Genomic DNA, 18,221 nt, shown 5'->3' on the forward strand with positions numbered 1-18,221 from the left:
TTTTTATTATTCGACACCTGCGTAATTTGATTGGTATTGCTCTCGAAATTCTTTTGGGGTAATTCCATTTAATTTTTTAAACATTTTTGAAAAATAGTTGGTATTGTTAAATCCTACTTTTTCTGAAATTTCGTTGATTGTATCATCCGTGTACAATAATAATTTCTGGGCATGTTTGGTACGCACTTGATTCAAATATTGAGAAAAACTCCGCTTGGTTTCTTTTTTGAAAATTTGGCCTAAATAACTAGGGTTCAAATGAAGCTCATCCGCCACCGTTTTTAAGTTTAATTCTTCTAAATAGCCTTGTTCAATTCTTTCTACAGCTTGGCTAACACTTTCTGAATATTTTTTTATTTTAGGTTTATTTTTCACTTCTGCCAAGACTTGCTGCATTAACGCATACAGTGTATTAAGATTGTTGCTAGCTCGAATTTCTTCCACGATTTTTTCATAGTTTTCTTCTAACACAGTTGGATACTGACGGGAAATATCTGAAAAAAGTAAAAAGACTACATAGCGTACATATTCTGGCGTAGCGTGTTGTTGACTTAACTGATTGAAAATGGCATCTAATTCCCGTTGAATGGTCTGCATATCCCCAATCATCAAGGCTTGGTTAAACGCTAGAAAAGTAAAATCTTCTGCCGAACGATTCATTTGTTCTTTTTGATTATTTGGCAGAAATTCTTGATAGAACGTTTCAATTGCTTGCAACTGTTTTACTTTCTCATAACTTTCATAAACCGTTTCCCATTCATTGACAGATTCCCCTACAAAAATCTGACCTTGACCAGCTAGAATAGCTTCAATTTCACGAATAAATAAGAACGCTTCTTGTCTGGCCCCTTTATAGATAAGTAACAATTGGTGGTACGTACTCATCCAACTTTCAATGAATAACAGTTGGCCTTTTTTCATAAATAGTTCCTTGATTGTTTCTAAAAATGGCATCTCAGCTTCAACCAATAAAACGGTAAAATCACCTGGTTTTATAGTCGTAAATTGCTGCATTAACTCTTCGTATTCCCCTTCGCTGATTTCATCATTAAGCCAACGCATCAAGCCATTTTCTAGATATAGACGCACGTGGGCATGGGATTTTTTTTGTTGGTCCAATTCTGTTTTAATTCTCTGGATATTGGCTAATAGTTCTTGTTTATTGACTGGTTTCAAAAGATAATCTTGGACCTGCAAAGCCATGCCTTTTTTGACGTAATCAAACTCTTGATAACCTGATAAAATTAAACTAATAAATTGATGTCCTTTTTTCTTTGCTTGCTCAATTAATTCGATCCCACTCATTTCCGGCATCGTAATATCTGTTAATAAAACATCAATGGATTCTGTTTCTAAAAAAGCCAATGCTTCTTGCGCACTACGCGCTGTTTTAACAATTTCAAAGCCTAACTCTTGCCAAGGAATAATCCATTTTAAGCCTTCTAAAATCATATATTCATCATCAACAAACATCACTCGATACATCTTTTCACCCCTTATGCTACAAACGAAAGACGAATTGTCGTCCCTTCTCCTTCTTTCCCTTCAATGGTTAAACCATAACTCTCCCCAAAAAAGCGTTGTAAACGTTCATGAACATTTCTTAACCCAATGGATTGTTCCGTGTCTATTTCTGTTTGATTTAAACGTGCGCGAATTTCCTCTAACCGATTGGCGGTAATTCCTTTTCCATTATCCACAACAGCCACAATAATTTTTTCGCCTTCTCGGTAAGCGTGGACCTTAATAGCATTGTCTTGTCGTTGATAGTCAATACCATGCACAAAATAATTTTCGACAAGCGGCTGAATAATGAACTTAGGAATTTCAACATCAGCAATTGTTTCTTCTATTTCGAACTTATAGGCAAATTGATCGGGATAACGCATTTGATACAAATACACATACTTTTCGCAAAATGAGATTTCCTCTGCCAAGGTCGTGGTTTTTTCTTGGTTAATATTATTCCTAAGTAGCGTTGAAAAAGCATAGACAACATCAGCTAGTTCTTCTTGTTGCCGACTCAAAGCATACATGCGAATATATTCCAACGTATTATAAAGAAAATGAGGATTAATTTGCGACTGTAACGCTCTCATGTGGGCATCACGTTGCTTAATTTCTAAAGTATAAATATCGTGAATGTATTGATCTAAACTGTCTACCATAAAATTAATCGCGGAAGCAATATCATTCAACTCTTCCTGAACTTGATTCGTGTCAATTCGTTCTTTTAAATTGCCATCGCCAATGGCTCGTGTCGCTTCTAAAATTAATTGGACTTGTTGAGAATAGCGTTTAAATAGGCGGTTTAAGCCCACTAATAAAATAACAATCAAAAGTAACCCAATCCCTAAAATGGCTGCATAATTCATAAACAATTGTTGAAATAAGACTCGGCGGCTTGTTAATAAGAGAATGGTACTCCGGCCACTGCTTTCTATTTCCGTAATATCGTAGCGATTATGAAAAACCTGTTGAATGTCACTATCGGTGTGCATTCTTTTATCTAGTTGCCGCTCTTCTTCTTTGGTAAATTGTGCTTTTTCAGAAAAAATTTGATTCCCAGCACTATCATAGATAAACGCATTAATACCTGATTTTTTCAATAAGTCTGCTTGGTTGCCTAGCAACTCTTGACTTGAAAACACAGTGTACAACTCTCCCAGCGGTTGTCCTGTATAAGGATCGGAGATAATTCGCATTAGTTGAAAGCCATGTTTTTTAATTGATGACATATCCATTTTTTTCCCATTTGTAGCTGTGCGATTGGCGAACAAAACCTGATCAAATTCATCTAAGCGAATAATCACTTCTTCTAAGTCAGGAAAGGTGCTAAATAATGTACTTAAATTATTTCCAAAGTGGGTACTGACCCGATCTTCCGACCATTGGCTGTAAGTATAGTCAAAATACTCAGGAGGAGAAAGTTCCATATATTTTCGCATGTTTTCAATTTTACTTGCAGAGCCAGCTAATTCATTAATCATATTCGTTGCCGCATTATTTTTATTCGTTACATAGCTGTCAATTTGGGAAACGGCGTTATTTTTTTGTGAATCAATTGATAAGTTAATTGTATAAGTAACATAAACGCACAAAGCAGCCACCGTTAACAAAATAATACTTGTTAACAGTAGACTGTATTTTTGTACTAATCGATTTAATAAATATTTTTTTTTAAACAGTTTTTTGAAGATTCGCTTCATTTTGTTCCAACTTTCCATCAATAAACTGGCGATTTTTGCGCGTGACATAGGCACACCACATCATAATTAAGGCAAACGAAGCAAATAGTAGCAGTCCTTTCATTTTCCAAGTTAAAGCAACGATACTAATTACACCGAATAAGACTTTAAAAAATACACCGAGGTTTAAAAAGATACTGATAAATGAAAGCTTCATTAAATCAATAGTTGAGATAAAATAGCTTCCTTCATATAGTAGCATATAAATGTAAAAAATAACGAGTATTAGGGAAACAAAAAATAAAATAAATGTAATAATTAACCACATTATTCCGGTAAATTGAACGGCTAAATAAATATTATAAAAAACAAATCCTAAAGTGAAGAGAAAAATTAAAAAATAACAGTTACTTCTTTTAAAATGTGCTTTCCATGATTCAAATGCTCGTTTAACGGTGATTGCTTGATAATTCATGCCCTCTTCCAAAATGAAATCAGTCATCATTTGGAGTGCTGGACCAACACCAAAAATAATCCCTCCAGCTAAACTAAATAAAACAAACAGTAAATTTAGTTTGATTACTGTCCAGGAAAGGTAAAACAACCGTTGAATCCCTGTACTTTCCATCTTCCTCTTCCTTTCTATTATGTAAAAGGCTGAGCCAAAAGCGCTCAGCTAATGCCTCAGCCTCCTGTGATTATTTTTGAGATTGGATATATTCGTCTAATTGTGTTTGCATTTCTTTTTGAACTTTATCCCAGCCAGCTGTTTTTAGGTCATCCATTAATTTTGGAAGTGTTTCTTCTGGATCAACAGTTCCTGTATTTAAGCTTGCTGCGTAACGGTTCATAACTGTAGCAACGTTAGTGATTTCAGTTTTCACTTTATCATTTACAAAAGTAAAACCAAGAATTGGTGAATCTTTTGCTTCTTCGATGCTCTTATCACGTTCTTTAACCATTTCTTCAGTGACAGATTCTTCTGGCCAAATGATTAAGTTGTTTCCTGTGTTCCAAGCACTCAAATGAGTTGTTGGTGTGTAATCTTTCAACAATTTCACACGATCATCGCCAACTTTTTCATATTGTTTGCCTTCTTCACCATAAACAAGTCCGTTTAGCAATTCTGGATTGCTGTTTAATAAGCCTAGCAATTCAACAGCTTTTTCTTTGTTTTTAGACGTATTTGCAACAACATAGTTAGCCATTTGCGCTTGTGCTGTTGTTTTTAATGGTTCTGTTAGTGGACGAGAAACAAGTGGTTTGCCAGCAGCTTGTGTTAAGATTGTATCACCATAATCCATAGGACCTTGTGTTTCTTGACGCATGAACCAAGTATTGGTATTTAAGTCATATGGTGTTGTACTTGTAGCAGCATCTGTTGGAATCAAGCCATCTTTATACCATTGATGTAAGACTTTTAAGTTATTAATCATGTCTTTGTCGGCATATTGGTTAATAATTTTTGGTGAGCCAGTATCAGTTGTTTTTACTGCAAATGGATATTGGTTACCAATAGGGAAGTCATAATTACCTGTTGCAAAGAATGTTTGGCCGATAGCAAAAGCAGCAATATTTGGTTCTTTTTTATGGAATTCTTTTAGAACTTCCGTTGCACTTTCATAACTACCATCGACTTTACTAATATCTAAATTGTATTTATCGACATATTCTTTATTAAAAGTTAAAACTTGTTGACCGTAAGAGTTACCTAAAATTGGGAACGCATACAGTTTTCCATTGATCGTATTTCCTTTAATATAGTTATCTGGCAATTGATCATAGGCTTCTTTGGCATATTTAGGTGCTAAATCAGTTAAATCAGCATAGGCGCCTTTTTGTGCATTCGTTGCATAATTTTGTGCTAATGAAATATCATAGCTTTCACCAGAAGCAACGATTGTTGACATTTTTTGGTCCCAATCGCCCCAACCAACAAATTCCATTTTTAATTTTGCCCCAATTTTTTTCTCGATAATTTTATTCGCATTATCGATTAATTGGTCATAATTATCTGGTTTGTCCCCAACACGATACATTAATAACGTTGGTGTACTATCATCACCTTTTGACGCTGCATCTTTTGAAGATTTACCGCACGCGCTTAGTCCTACAGCTAAAGCTGCTGCGCCAGCTACGGCTAATCCTTTTTGCCATTTTTTCATTCCTTATTTCCTCCTGTACAATTTTATTCTTTCACGCCACCGATTGTTAAACCACCCACGAAATATTTTTGGAAGAATGGGTAAGTTAACGCAATTGGTAACGTAGATAAGACAACAATCGCCATTCGAGCCGATTCACTTGGTAGAACGCCTAAGCCTTCTTGTGCTGCTGCACCCATATCCGTACTTCTTGATAAGAACTCTAAGTTGTTTTGAATTTTCATCAATAAATACTGTAATGGTACCAAGGTATCTTTTTGAATGTAAAGTAGCGCATTGAACCAATCGTTCCAATAACCCAAAGCCGCAAATAAACTAATTGTGGCAATCCCTGGAACGGCTAGTGGTAACACAATGCTGACAAAAATGCGCATTTCACTTGCGCCATCAATACGTGCCGATTCAATAATACTGTCAGGCACGGTTTTCTTGAAAAACGTTCGCATCACTAAAATATTAAATGGTCCTAAAGCTAAAGGCAAAATTAACGCCCAAATTGTATCTTTCAATTGCAATAAGTTTGTCATTACTAAATAGTTCGCAACCATCCCTGGTGAAAATAACATTGTAATTAACGCAAACAATGTAAAGAATTTTTTAAATGGAAAGTTGGAACGAGAAATGACATAGGCATATAATGACGTCATTGTTGCATTGACAATCGTCCCTGTCACCGTAATGAAGACCGTTACCCCTAAGGCATGAATAATGCGTTGACTCATTGCCCCTTGGAAAATGTAACGATAGGCCTCCAATGAAAATTCTTTTGGCCAAAACCGGTAGCCGTTTGCTGCTAATGATCCTTCACTTGTCAATGAAATCATAATAACAAAGAAAAACGGAACCACACAGGAAATAGCAAAAATAGCAATGACAATATTGAAAATCAAATTCGCTGTCGGGTTGAAGGATCGAACGTTAACGCTAGTGACTTTTTTCTTTTTCATAATCCTTCCTCCTAAAATAGTGCTGAATCTGGTTCAATTCGACGAACAACTAAATTCGCAATTAATAACAAACATGCCCCAACGACAGATTGATATAACGCTGCAGCTGCCGTCATGCCTACATCACCAGTAGCCGTTAAGCCATTGTAAATATAGGTATCTAACACACTTGTCACGTTGTAAAGCGCACCTGAGTTTCTTGGTACGATGTAGAACAAACCAAAGTCTGCTCTGAAGATACCGCCGATGTTTAAAATTAATAAAACAGACATCATTGGTAAAATTTGTGGAATCGTAACATTTTTTATTTGTTGCCATTTGTTGGCACCATCCACCATCGCTGCTTCATAGTATGTCGGATCAATCCCCATCACAGAAGCATAGTAGATAATACTGTTGTAGCCTAGACTCTTCCAAACATTTAGGAAGACAAAAATTACTGGCCACCAACGTGGATCTGCATACCAGTTAATCATTGTGCCGCCATTACCAGTAATCCATTGATTCAAAATCCCTTTATCTGGACTTAAAAAGGCATAAACAAAATAGTTAATAACCATCCAAGATAAGAAATATGGTAGCAATGACATCGTGTGATAAACTTTAACCAAGCGACGATTTCTTAATTCACTCATAATAATAGCAAAAGCAATCGCGAAGAATAAGTTAAAGGCTAAAAAGACGACATTGTACAAAATGGTGTTTCTAGTAATTAACCAAGCATCTTTTGACGCAAATAAAAATTTAAAATTTTCAAAACCAACCCAAGGACTTTCTCTTAGACTAGCTAAGAAACCATCTGGTGAAATATGAAAATCTTTAAATGCGACCACATTGGCTAAGACTGGTATATAGAAGAAAAATATAAACCAGATAAATCCTGGTAACGCCATAAGGATTAAGGCCTTATAACGCCATACATTTTGAAAAAACCCGTTTTTCTTCTTCATTCGTTTCGCTCCTTTCATAAATATAATAGCGTTTTCATAATATCTTTTTAAGGAACAAATTATAGGATTTGAGAAACAAATTATAGATTTTGTGTCATTTTAAGGTAAAAATTTACCGAATTGACTGTTCTTTGTGAAAACGTTTATCTGATATTTTTTTTACAACTGTTTAAGAACCTTAAAAATAATTGGATAAGCCTCACTCATAAAGCGATTTTGCTAGTGTGTATTTGTTTTATAAAACCTGAGAACTTGATAGTTTCACAAAGGTTATCCTCTAATTATTTTTGAGGAGGACTATTTTTGAATTTTATCCGTAAAAACACCAGAGCAATTCGTTTAATTGTGGTATATTTTTTTGCAGTTTTAATGCAAGCTGGTTCTTTATTATTATTAGCTATTTCACTACTATTTTTCTATTTGCCTTTATGCACACACAATATGTTGGATTTCTTGTTATAAATAAAAAAAGGAACTAGCTTAGCTACATTTGCTATTGCTAGTTCCTTCTTTGTTTCAATTACTTCACTTTTCCCCTAAAATTTCAATCCAACCATAATAATATTCAATATATTGATTTTCCTCTTCTAGTTGTGTCAAGATATGCTCCCCGACAACGATGCCTGTTTCAAATCCTTGTTTTGCTAAACGCTTTTTTACTTCTTCGATATTATTCAAACGGGTATCTTGTGTATTGACTTTTAAAATAAAGCCTTTGTATTGGCTACTTGATTCTTTGAGCCAAATCACTTTGTCTAAACTTTTTTTATTCACATGATTTGCCAAACAAATCCCATACGTCAGTTCATTGGATTCACTTAAATCCCCGTAAATACCTAAAGTTGAAATGTGTTCCATGTAAACTTTCATCTCTTCTGGATTCTCAATATCAACAACAACAATTTTATCAAAAGGAATTGGTTCATCTGAAAAAACCAATGTTTCTAAATCAATTAACGCATGTAAATGTAATTTTCTTTTCTTGATTTCTTTGTATTTATGTTGAAGCCTTTTTATTTCTTGCCCCAGTTGTTCTTCTGTTGCTTCCATGGTGGCATAGAGATCGGTAGGCGTCTTTTTATATAAATTCAACATATCTTTGATAGGAATCCCCATTTTTCGATAAAAATCAATATCATATATTTTGAACAAATCTTCTAAATCAAAGGTTCGATATCCGTTTTCTTCATTGCGTGTTGTACTAATCAACCCTTGCTCGTCCCAATAACGAATCGTGGACTTAGGGATATTTAACAACTCAGAAACATCTTTTATTGTGTAATTTTTTTCCATACTGTTCCCTCCATCAAAAAGTTTAGCATTTCTACCGTTGACATTCAAGTTACTTGAACGTGTACAATGACTCTTTGTAACAGCTAAAACGGTATTGTTTAAGGAGGAAATTTCATGAAATTAATGAAAGAGTTTATTAAAGAAAATAAATGGATTGTTCTTGCGACAACTTTAACCATCTGTTTGCAAATCGCAGGAACCCTTGGCGTCCCTAAATTAGTTGGCAAGTTGATTGATGTGGGCATCGTTAGCGGTGACCAACAAGTAATTAAAACGATTGGCATACAAATGTTTCTTGTGGCATTCATTGGAACAATTGCCGCAATTATTTCTAGCTATTTGTCTGCTTTAGTAGCTGCTAAATTTGGTTTTCAAGTTAGAGGATTGTTCTTTAAAAAATTTCAACAATTCTCGATGAAAAATGTTGATAAATTTGGTTCAAATTCTTTGCTAACTAGAATGACCAACGATGTAGATAATGTTCAAACAATGATTGTGCTATTTTGCCAATTAATCTTTCCAGCGCCTATTATTAGTTTATTTGCCTTAGTGATGACATTTTCTTATTCAGTTTCACTCGCTTGGGTAACATTGGCTTCCATCGTATTTTACTTAGTCGTTGTTTATTTTTTAATGAAAAAAGGTACCCCTTTATCTTTAAAAATTCAACCAAAAATGGATCGAATTACTACGACTTTACGAGAGTTCTTTACTGGAATTAATATGATTCGTGCGTTCAATAATCAAGACTTTGAAGAGCAGCGAACCAATCAAACATTTAAAAATTATGCTGAACGCATGAGTAAAGTGAATCGAATCTTTGCTTGGATTACTCCCGTTGCCTTTTTATTAATGGGCGTTGTGTACGCCTCTATTTTGTGGTTTGGCGGTAATTTAGTTGCAGTAGGCACCCTACAAATTGGCACCGTTACAGCTGTGATTGAATATACGCTTCTAACTTTGGCCTACTTAATGATCGCGGCTATGGTATTAGTTGTCATTCCACGGTCCGTTGCTTCCTTGAATCGCTTGCAAGAAGTTTTGTCAGAAGAAATTGAAATTAGCGATCCTCATACTGAAGCAACCATTGCTTATCATCCTGAGAAAGCCTTGATTTGCTTCGATCACGTCACGTTTCAATACACAGAAACAGCTGATCCTGTTTTAGAAAATGTTAGTTTTGTCATTCCTAAAGGAAAAACAACGGCGATTGTTGGGGCAACTGGCGCTGGTAAAAGTACTTTAGTTAAGTTACTTTTACGAATAAATGAGGTCACAGCCGGCACGATTAGCTATTCTGGCACAGATATCCGCTCATTATCTCAGCAAACGATTCGCCAAGTCATCAGTTATGTGCCACAAAAAGCCTTTCTTTTCAGTGGGACAATCTTATCAAACTTATTAATGGGAAATGCCAAAGCAACTACAGAAGAAATAAGAACGGCACTAGAAATTTCACAATCTTCTGAATTTATCGATTCCTTACCACAAGGGATTGAAAGTTTCGTAGCACAAGGCGGGTCCAACTATTCTGGTGGTCAAAAACAAAGAATGTGTATTGCACGAGCCTTAATCAAACCGGCAGACGTTTATATTTTCGATGATAGCTTTTCCGCATTAGATTACAAAACTGACGCCGCTCTACGTGCCGCTTTACATGCACAAATGGCGGACAAAACTTTACTCATTGTTGCTCAACGGTTAAGTACAATCATGAACGCTGACAATATTATCGTCCTAGATGAAGGAAGGATTGTTGGTCAAGGCACCCACGCTGATTTACTTACCACTAATAGCTATTACCAAGACTTTGCTAAATCGCAAGGTATCTTACCCAAGTAACTAAAGAAAGGATGTGACCGCTTGAAAGAAAGTTTTCTTTTCAAGCCATACAATGAAAAAAACAATGAATCTTCAAAGCTTTAAACGTTTCTGGAAAATGATTAAACCTGAGCATCCAATCTTTTATGGTCTAATGATCTGCAGTTTAATTGGAAACTTATTAATTGTTGCCATGACCTATATTATGGCAATCGGGATTGATAACCTCTTAGAAGCGATCAAGCGTGTCGGTCTCAAAGGCATGACACTTCCTTTAGTTGAAGAAGCGCTCTTAGGTCCCGTCTTACTTTTAATTCTCTTTTCAATCATTAGTAGTATCACTTCTTTTATTCAAGAACGAGCAATGGCTTCTTTAAGCGAACGGGTTACTTTAAGAATTAGAAAAGAAGTGACAAAAAAGTTTAAAACTTTACCAATGGCCTTCTTTGACAATCACCAAGTGGGCGATATCATTAGTCGTTCAACAACTGGCTTAAACCAGTTGTCACAAGTTCTTTTAACAGGCATCAACCAATTTTTCACTTCCGTCGTGACTATCCTTTTTGCAGGAATCATGTTGTTCTATATTGATGCAAAATTAACCATTTTAGTGTTGCTCCTAATTGGCGGCAGTACTTTCATGACGACAAAAATTGCGAATAAAAACAAGGTGTTTGCTGATCAAAGTCAAGCTGAATTAGGTCAATTAAATAATAAGATGGAAGAATATTTAGCAGGAAATTTGGTCACAAAAACCTTTAATCAACAACAAAATGCTGAAAAAACAATTGATGCTGTTAATCAACAACATTATCGTGCCTTTAAAAAAGCACAGTTTCTAAATTTTGCGATTTATCCAGCTATTCGTTTTATTAATCAGTTGGCTTTTATTATCAGTGCTATCTTAGGCGCAATGCTCGTTTTATCTGGTGGTATTACGATTGGTTTCTTGCAAGCGTATTTGCAATATATCAACCAAATTTCTGAGCCGATTTCTACCGCTTCTTATGTCATTAACTCAATTCAAGCAGCGATGGCTTCCATTGATCGGATTTTTGTTATCTTAGATGAAGCTGATGAACAGCCAGAAGCAACTCATTTAGAAACTATTTCTTCTCCTAAAGGAGCCATTGAATTTAAAAATGTTCAATTTGGCTACACACCAGAAAAAATTTTAATGAAGAATGTTGATTTTTCTGTTCAACCGAAAAAAACAGTGGCCATTGTAGGACCCACCGGCGCTGGTAAAACAACATTAGTCAACTTATTAATGCGTTTCTATGAAATAAATCAAGGTGCCATTACTTTTGATGGAATTGATATTACGAAACTTTCTCGACAAAATCTAAGAAATTTATTTGGCATGGTTTTACAAAACACTTGGCTATTTGAAGGAACCGTAGCAGATAATATTGCCTATGGAAAAAAAGATGCTTCTCGTGAAGAAATAATTGAAGCAGCTAAAATTGCTCAATGTGATCATTTTATTCGGACCCTTCCTCAAGGATATGACACAATTATTTCTAGCGAAAATGGTGCATTATCACAAGGGCAACAACAGTTATTAACCATCGCCCGAATCATTTTAGCAAATCCGCCCGTTGTTATTCTCGATGAAGCAACTTCGAGTGTGGACACACGAACAGAAGCCCATATTCAAAAAGCGATGGAAACTGTCACAGAAAATCGAACAAGCTTCGTTATCGCTCATCGATTATCCACGATTGAAAATGCTGATTTAATTTTAGTGATGAAAAATGGCGATATTATTGAAAAAGGAACGCATCAGGAACTATTACAAGCTCCGACTCTTTACGCCAGCTTATATAATAGTCAATTTCAAACCACTTAAAAAGAACTGGAACAAGTCATTCTTCTTTTGACTCGTTCCAGTTCTTTTATTGCTTAGAAATATTGAATTCCCATCGCTTTTTTGACTTCTGTTAAGGTTTGTGCTGCCACTTTTTCAGCAGCAAGACTTCCTTTATGCAACATTTCCATAATCGCTTCTGGATTTTTAGCCAGCTCTTCACGACGTCGACGAATCGGTGCGAGTTCTTCTTCTAGGACATCAATTAAGTAACGTTTAATTTTCACATCTCCTAAACCGCCATGACGATAGTGCTCTTTTAATTCTTCAATATATTCTTTCTCTTTCCCAAAGACATCCAAGTAAGTAAAGACCATATTTCCTTCAACTTGTCCTGGGTCCTCTATACGAATATGATTTGGATCGGTATACATACTCATTACTTTTTTCTGTACCACTTCAGCTGGATCTGAAAGATAAATACCATTGCCTAAAGACTTACTCATTTTTCCGTTGCCATCAATTCCTGGCAAGCGTCCCATGCCTTTTGGTGGTAACACAGCTTCCGGTCTAACTAAAACTTCACCGTACGTCTGATTAAAACTATGCACAATTTCTTGCGCTTGTTCCAACATTGGTTTTTGATCTTCCCCAACTGGGACTAAATTCGCTTGAAAGGCAGTAATATCAGCAGCTTGTGAAACGGGATAAATAAAGAATCCTGTCGGAACACCCTCCCCAAATTTTTTTTGCTCAATTTCTGCTTTGACCGTTGGATTCCGACGAACACGTGACGTGGTCACTAAATTTAGATAGTACATTGTTAATTCAGCTAACTGTGGAATTTGCGATTGGATAAAAATTGTTGTTTTCGTAGGGTCTAAACCAACTGCTAAATAGTCCAAAGCAACTTCTAAAACATTGGCTGAAACTTTTTCGGGATTTTTTGCATTATCTGTCAATGCTTGTAAATCTGCAATCATGACAAATAATTGATTTGTAGGGTCTGCTTGCATTTCTACTCGTTTTTTTAAGGAACCTACGTAATGTCCTAGGTGCAATTTACCAGTTGGACGATCACCTGTTAAGATAGTATTCATTGTCTACACACCTTTATCGTTTACTTTCATTTATTATTTTACCTTGTTTTAAAAAGAATGAATAGTAGGCAATAGAATATTTATTGATTCTAGATAATCGAAGAGACTAGAAAGATTGCAAGGTACAGCAATTCTTGTTCCAGTCTCTTCAAACAGTTTATTTATTTTGTGACTTTAATTGAAAATTGTGCAGTCACTATCGGTAAAACTTTGCTTGTTACTTTGATTTGATAATTTCCTGCAGCAGTCGTTGCTTCTGTCCTAATCAGACCGTTTTCATCTACACTTACTGTATTGCCAGCATCTGGTGTAACCAACTCATACGTGACTTGCGAGCTCCAAGCATCCGTTTCTGTGTGCGGCGCTTGACCAATCACTTTAGATTGAATTTGATAATTTTCGCCTGATTTTATAGTGGCTGTTTCTGCAGCAAATTGAATTCTTTCAGGAATCGCATGAGTTTGCACGACTTGGAAAATTTTTCGTTCATCAGGATTCGCAATTCCTATTTTTTCTTCTACTGCAGCAGGGAACTGGTAAGTACCTGGCGGGCTACTTGGCGAATAATTACTAACATCGTCATCCCAAGAAATAACCTTCAATTTCGTTTCGCTACCATCATCTAATTTTGCAATTACTTCAGTTGGCAAATTCAGTTCGCCTCGCGAGGTGCCTGTTAGGCGATCCAGCGTAGGCAATTCCTTGAATCCAACAATATGTTTAGCGGTGACTTTTACATTGGCAATAATTGGCAGTGAAACACCTGCTGCTCGTCCTACAACAGTGAATGTTCCTTCTTTTTGATAAGAAGATGCTGGAACTTCTGACCAATTGACAGTCACTTCTCGTTGTGAACCATCCGAATAAAAAATAGTTGTTTTTTCTGGTAGATTAGGGGCTTGACCCGCTTCTGTCGCAACCTCAATCGACTCATGTTTGACTTCGAAAACATTCGATAAAACAATTTTAGGAGCTAAACTATACTCTGTTAGCTGTTGACCAGTTGGCAAGGTCAATTTGCCTGCTAAAAAGTCTTGATAGGCCTTTTGTGCGCCTTCTTTTGAAAAAGCATCAAACCCAGCATTATCAGAATCATAACCAGGCAAACGACTGTCTGTAATCGCTAATAAGAAACTTAACTTGGCTGGAATTTTCTCACCACTTTGAATTAGCTTCCGTAGATAGTTACTAATATCAATAGAGATTGTATTTTGATTATTCATAATTGAGCTATTTGTAAAAGATTGTCGAGCAATAAATTCTTCATTTGGTACATTTAAATTATTTGGACCATTGTTCCAAGTAATGGTGTTACTCATCCAATTAGTATCTGTTCCATAAACATCTACTTGGAACTGCGTATTTTTCAAACGTTCATCATTTGTATTTCCAGCACCATTCCACGCATCATAACGCATCACGTTTAGTTCTAAATTGGCACTTTTTAGTGATTGATAGTTCTTCAATTCTTGTGTATCAATTTCAACGTAAATCCGGCGATTATACCCCGCAGAACTAGCATTTTTTAATTTTAATGCGTAATTGCCTGTATAGTTTACTCCATAAGGATATTTATAGGCGTCTCCTGAACTAATGGCAGCGGTACCGCCTGCTATAGCAGAGTATGCTCGGTTACCATCACTCTTTTGAACATAGGCAGTTTGAGCTGTTTTTAGTTTAACGGTGTCTTTTCCTTCACCAAGTTCACCCTCAAAAGAGACCTTGGCTGTTACTTTGACAGCATCTATCGGTAAACCGATAACTGTTGCTGCAACTTCAACTGTGCCTGCTGTATTAATTTTTTCTTGAGGGATTGCTTCCCATTGTAACTTAAATTCTTTTTTGCCTGTCGCAACCACTTCTTCATTAACGACTTCTTCGTACGTTAATTCAACTTGCTCTGGCAAATTAGGATACACACCTGTTGCCGAACTAATTTCTAACACTTGATTTTGATAACGAATACTTTTTTCAATTGTGGATGCTTGTTGCGCACCAATATCTAAAACTTTATTTTTCAAGCTATTTCCAAAGAAGTCTTCGGCCGCACTGTTCACTTCCGACAAGCCTTTACCAATCGCTGGAGAGGTTTCTTTTAATTGGAACATTTGTGCTCGCTGACGTAAGCGTTCTTTAGAAGTAAATTCAACCACATTATCTTTTGTTGGTTTCAATGTCGTAAATTCTTGCTCTGCCAACTCTTTCACTTTTTCAGGGTTATCTGTGATTTCTAATTGTGGTTTTTCAAAAATGTTTCCACTTGATACTAATTTTTCAACAGTTGCACCACTTTTTTCTGTAGCAATTTCTTTTGGCCAAATAACATTATTTTTGAAATATTTTTCTGGATTATCGACCATTTTACGTTCAATTGGTTGTGTCCCATTTGTTGGATAATTAGATAAGAATTTTAATTGTCCGGTACCTTCTTTGTATAAAATATTATTGTAAAAATTGGCTACTGTACCACTGTTGTCAGAACTATTTCCTTCACCAAATAATGATGTTGAAATGCCGTCGCCAACATAAATCGTATTATTGTGGATAGTTGGCATTGCCGCTCCATCATTTTTTACCCAATAATGGAAAATGCTTTGTTCTTTATAATTGTAGCCACCAGCTCCGCCTGGATTGTCTTTACCTGTTCCTCGGTTACCACCGCCGTCATTAGCTGAGATATTGTACCGAATAACCGAATTTTTTTGATCAGACATAAGCAATAAAAAGCCGCCAGTATTATGATGTGAATAGTTATATTGATAAATAACATTGTTTGACTGCATGTCCACATCATAAGCTTCAGCATCGTTAAATCCATATTTGATTCCGTATACTTCGTTATATTGGAACAGTCCGTCATCTACAGACATTGCCCAAACGCCCGCATAATTTTGTGTACCATAATCGGCATTGCACATTCGGACAGCAACATTTCCTTCGACGACACCGCCACTTTTGGCTTCTGACAAGACAATCCCGTCGCCAGCAATATCTTCTAAATAGTTATTACGAATCGTAATATTAGAAAACGTTTTGTAGAAAGTGTTGCCTCTTGAGGTATCTGAATCAGCTTTTGTTCTAATTCCTTCAAGTCCCACTCGTTGAATCACATTATTTTCAATCAAAATATCATTAAATCCAGTCGTTGTTCGATGATCATTAGCTGCCGTTACTACATTGCCATTCTCATCAAACCAACTTCCTAAAACAATAATTCCACCTACCGCTTTTAACCGTTTAGTTGCAGTATTCCCACTTAGATTCAAATAATATTCTGTTTGAACATCATGAACATAGTTATTCCTTATCGTGACACTATTGAACGTTCGATTTTGTTCATATCCTAGGACTAATATCCCCGCTCTTTGAGCATCTCCTGGTTTCTTATAGCCTTCGAGATTATCTAGCTCTGGTGTATTTGTCACTTCTAAGTTTGAAATATCCCAATATTCTTGGTTCACTAACTGCACGGCCCCTGAGATTGCACGTTTGAAAGTCCCTGTGCTGTAGGTGCCACCACCGTTAATAATCGGACGCCGTGTTGTTTCAAAAATGGTTTCTCCTTTGTCATTCGTATCATAAAAATCAATGACAATCTTTTGTGCCGCTGTCCCATTCCCTTTTGGATGCAACAATTGGTTATTCCAGGTACTTTGCGCATTCAACAGAAGATGGTCGCCTGGCTGAAACTCCGTCTGATTCACTTTTTCAAAATCACGCCAAGCACTGGCTGGAGACTGCCCATCATTGGCATTATTTCCTCCTTCCCCATCCACATAGTAGGTCGTTCCATTTTGAGCGACACCTACTGAACGAAAAAGTAACGGTTGATCACTCACTGTTTCCCCATAAGCAGGAAGACTAAATAATTGAAGCTGGGAAAAAACAAGCAAAATAGAAAGGAAAATGGTTACACTTTTAAAATACGCTTTTTTTCTCATTTTCTGCTCCTTAACTGTTTTTATTTTGATAATTTTGAAAAAACTTTTCTCTGTCTTTCTCCAACAAGTCTACTTTGGTTGCTTGTTGATACGTAGCTAATTTCTCTTTGTAGCATGTGTTGATATAGGCATTTTTGCCAAATTGTGGTGCTTCTTCAAACTGTAAAAGTTGCCCTCCTTCCTTATTAAAAATATAAAAGTATTGGTTTTCGTGGTATCCTTTCACCACGGTACCAACAGCTTTTTCACTAAGAATCTCCCCAACAGACAACGAATAAATATCCTCTTTTTGGATTTCTGCACTCTTCAATTGATACGATTCAATAACAAGATTAGGTAATTTATTTTGCCACTCCAATAACGTCTCCTCATAAGATAGATTCGGAGAGATTGCTTCGGCTATTTTTTCTAATTCTGCTTGCTTACCTGAAAAAGTTGGAATTTCAATTGCTTCAATAAAGTAATCGGTCTTTTTATATTTATCCTCCAATTGCTCAAAGGCCTGCCGCAATTCTTTTTGCGTTGGCTTTTCTTTCTCCATTAATTTCTCTTTTATTTGGTCCTGTAATTGTTGATCTTTTGCATCTAGAAATTGCCAGAGCGTTAAACTGCTCTTTTGGTCTTGCCATTCTTTTTTTTCTTGCCCAAATGTTTGTGAGTGGGCTATATCTAACTCCGTCGCCAGCTGTTTAATCATTTTATGTTGTACTAAATCCTTCGTTGCAACCTTCAGTAGTTCCTGAGTGGGTGATTTTCCGTTATACGTTTTGCGCCAGAAATTTTTCCCAAACGAAGTTAAATTATTCTGATCAGAGAATTGCTTCGCTACACGATTCATATTTTTATCGCCATAAACAATCAATTCTTCGACTTGGATTGCTTCGTTATTAATCATACTTTGCTGGCTGGTAGTAAAAATAACGAGCACAAAAATAGCACCTATCAAAAAGCTACTTAAAATAATTATTTTTTTCTTCATTCGTTCGCTCCCTCCACTTTAATAAAC

Annotated in this window: 13 protein-coding genes; 3 read left to right on the top strand and 10 right to left on the bottom strand. The window is 36.0% G+C overall.

Features of this window, described 5'->3' with window-relative positions:
* Positions 1-6: 6 nt before the first annotated feature.
* The 6 genes from IGL23_RS08860 to IGL23_RS08885 form a co-directional block, all read right to left on the bottom strand.
* The gene (locus IGL23_RS08860) at positions 7-1,485 is read right to left on the bottom strand and encodes a response regulator transcription factor (RefSeq protein WP_033594911.1); all 1,479 of its coding nucleotides are present in this window, start codon (positions 1,483-1,485) and stop codon (positions 7-9) included.
* A gap of 11 nt (positions 1,486-1,496) precedes the next feature.
* A complete protein-coding gene (locus IGL23_RS08865) occupies positions 1,497-3,227 on the bottom strand; it encodes a sensor histidine kinase (RefSeq protein ID WP_002395515.1) in 1,731 nt (576 codons plus the stop codon).
* Positions 3,181-3,816, bottom strand: a complete 636-nt coding sequence (locus IGL23_RS08870) for a YesL family protein (RefSeq protein ID WP_033594909.1) — start codon at positions 3,814-3,816, stop codon at positions 3,181-3,183. The genes IGL23_RS08865 and IGL23_RS08870 overlap by 47 nt, the downstream gene beginning before the upstream one ends.
* A gap of 70 nt (positions 3,817-3,886) precedes the next feature.
* Positions 3,887-5,353, bottom strand: coding sequence for an ABC transporter substrate-binding protein (locus tag IGL23_RS08875; RefSeq protein ID WP_010775977.1), 1,467 nt, complete (start codon positions 5,351-5,353; stop codon positions 3,887-3,889).
* Positions 5,354-5,376: 23 nt separating this feature from the next.
* The gene (locus IGL23_RS08880) at positions 5,377-6,300 is read right to left on the bottom strand and encodes a carbohydrate ABC transporter permease (protein WP_002359877.1); all 924 of its coding nucleotides are present in this window, start codon (positions 6,298-6,300) and stop codon (positions 5,377-5,379) included.
* 11 nt (positions 6,301-6,311) lie between these two features.
* Positions 6,312-7,268, bottom strand: coding sequence for an ABC transporter permease (locus tag IGL23_RS08885; protein ID WP_002356852.1), 957 nt, complete (start codon positions 7,266-7,268; stop codon positions 6,312-6,314).
* Between the two features lie 285 nt (positions 7,269-7,553).
* Between IGL23_RS08885 and IGL23_RS08890 the strand changes: the two genes are divergently transcribed.
* On the top strand, positions 7,554-7,712 hold the full coding sequence (locus tag IGL23_RS08890; RefSeq protein WP_002369010.1) for a hypothetical protein: 159 nt from the start codon (positions 7,554-7,556) through the stop codon (positions 7,710-7,712).
* A 63-nt stretch (positions 7,713-7,775) separates the two neighbouring features.
* Here IGL23_RS08890 and IGL23_RS08895 read toward each other — a convergent pair whose 3' ends face one another.
* Entirely contained in the window at positions 7,776-8,591 is an 816-nt protein-coding gene (locus tag IGL23_RS08895) for a MerR family transcriptional regulator (RefSeq protein WP_050443324.1), read from the bottom strand.
* A 66-nt stretch (positions 8,592-8,657) separates the two neighbouring features.
* Here IGL23_RS08895 and IGL23_RS08900 point away from each other — a divergent pair, with 66 nt between their 5' ends.
* Together IGL23_RS08900 and IGL23_RS08905 are read left to right on the top strand one after the other, a co-directional pair.
* Positions 8,658-10,385, top strand: coding sequence for an ABC transporter ATP-binding protein (locus IGL23_RS08900; protein WP_033594907.1), 1,728 nt, complete (start codon positions 8,658-8,660; stop codon positions 10,383-10,385).
* Positions 10,386-10,437: 52 nt separating this feature from the next.
* The gene (locus tag IGL23_RS08905) at positions 10,438-12,216 is read left to right on the top strand and encodes an ABC transporter ATP-binding protein (RefSeq protein ID WP_002374418.1); all 1,779 of its coding nucleotides are present in this window, start codon (positions 10,438-10,440) and stop codon (positions 12,214-12,216) included.
* 53 nt (positions 12,217-12,269) lie between these two features.
* Here IGL23_RS08905 and trpS read toward each other — a convergent pair whose 3' ends face one another.
* The 3 genes from trpS to IGL23_RS08920 all read right to left on the bottom strand — a co-directional run bounded on the left by trpS (position 12,270) and on the right by IGL23_RS08920 (position 18,194).
* Positions 12,270-13,274: a tryptophan--tRNA ligase gene (gene trpS, locus IGL23_RS08910; protein WP_002356846.1), complete on the bottom strand. Its 1,005-nt coding sequence runs from the start codon at positions 13,272-13,274 to the stop codon at positions 12,270-12,272.
* A 161-nt stretch (positions 13,275-13,435) separates the two neighbouring features.
* Complete coding sequence (locus tag IGL23_RS08915; protein WP_033594905.1) at positions 13,436-17,215, bottom strand: Ig-like domain-containing protein; 3,780 nt, start codon at positions 17,213-17,215, stop codon at positions 13,436-13,438.
* 10 nt (positions 17,216-17,225) lie between these two features.
* Positions 17,226-18,194: a hypothetical protein gene (locus IGL23_RS08920; RefSeq protein WP_010825388.1), complete on the bottom strand. Its 969-nt coding sequence runs from the start codon at positions 18,192-18,194 to the stop codon at positions 17,226-17,228.
* Positions 18,195-18,221: the final 27 nt, after the last annotated feature.

The sequence above is a fragment of the Enterococcus sp. MSG3299 genome, assembly GCF_050555765.1.
Taxonomy (GTDB): Bacteria; Bacillota; Bacilli; order Lactobacillales; family Enterococcaceae; genus Enterococcus; species Enterococcus faecalis.